Annotated in this window: 1 protein-coding gene; it reads left to right on the plus strand. The window is 60.2% G+C overall.

What is annotated here, in order from left to right; translation table 11 throughout:
* The coding region (locus KVT39_RS36415) for an IS5 family transposase (protein WP_217591426.1) at positions 1 to 734 on the plus strand (734 nt) is incomplete at both ends.

The raw sequence follows: 734 nt of genomic DNA on the forward strand, positions 1-734 counted from the left end.
TACTTCCTGCAGCAGTGGTACAGCCTGTCGGACGAAGGGCTGGAGGATGCGCTGTACGACAGCATCGCGATGCGGGCGTTTGCCGGGATTGATCTGGCCGTGGAGGACGTGCCGGATGCGACCACGCTGCTGAAGTTCCGGCGCCTGCTGCTTGAACATGACCTGACGCGCAAGGTGTTCGATGAGATTGGTATCTCGCTGTGCGAACGCGGGCTGATGATGAAGGAAGGCACGCTGGTCGATGCGACGATCATCGAAGCACCGTCGTCGACCAAGAACGCTGAGAAGCATCGCGATCCGGAGATGCATCAAACGAAGAAAGGCAATGCGTGGCACTTCGGCATGAAGGCGCACATCGGCGTCGACGCCGATTCGGGGCTGGTTCACAGCGTGGTCGGTACGTCCGCCAACGTGTCGGATGTTTCGCAAGCGCACGCGCTGTTGCACGGTCACGAGCAGGAAGCGTTCGGCGACGCGGGCTACATCGGCGTAGACAAGCGCGATGAAATGAAGGGCCAGTCGGTGAAGTGGCGCGTGGCGGCCAAGCGAGGAAAGATCAAGGCGATGCAGGACGGTGCGCTGAAGGATCTGGTGATCGCGCTCGAGCGAACCAAGGCGCAAATTCGCGCGCGAGTCGAGCATCCGTTTCATGTCGTCAAGAACCTCTTCCGTCATCGCAAGGCGCGCTACAAGGGACTGCTCAAGAACACGGCGCAACTGTTCAGTTTGTTCGC

The organism is Burkholderia sp. GbtcB21, assembly GCF_019091065.1.
Lineage (GTDB): Bacteria > Pseudomonadota > Gammaproteobacteria > Burkholderiales > Burkholderiaceae > Burkholderia > Burkholderia pyrrocinia_C.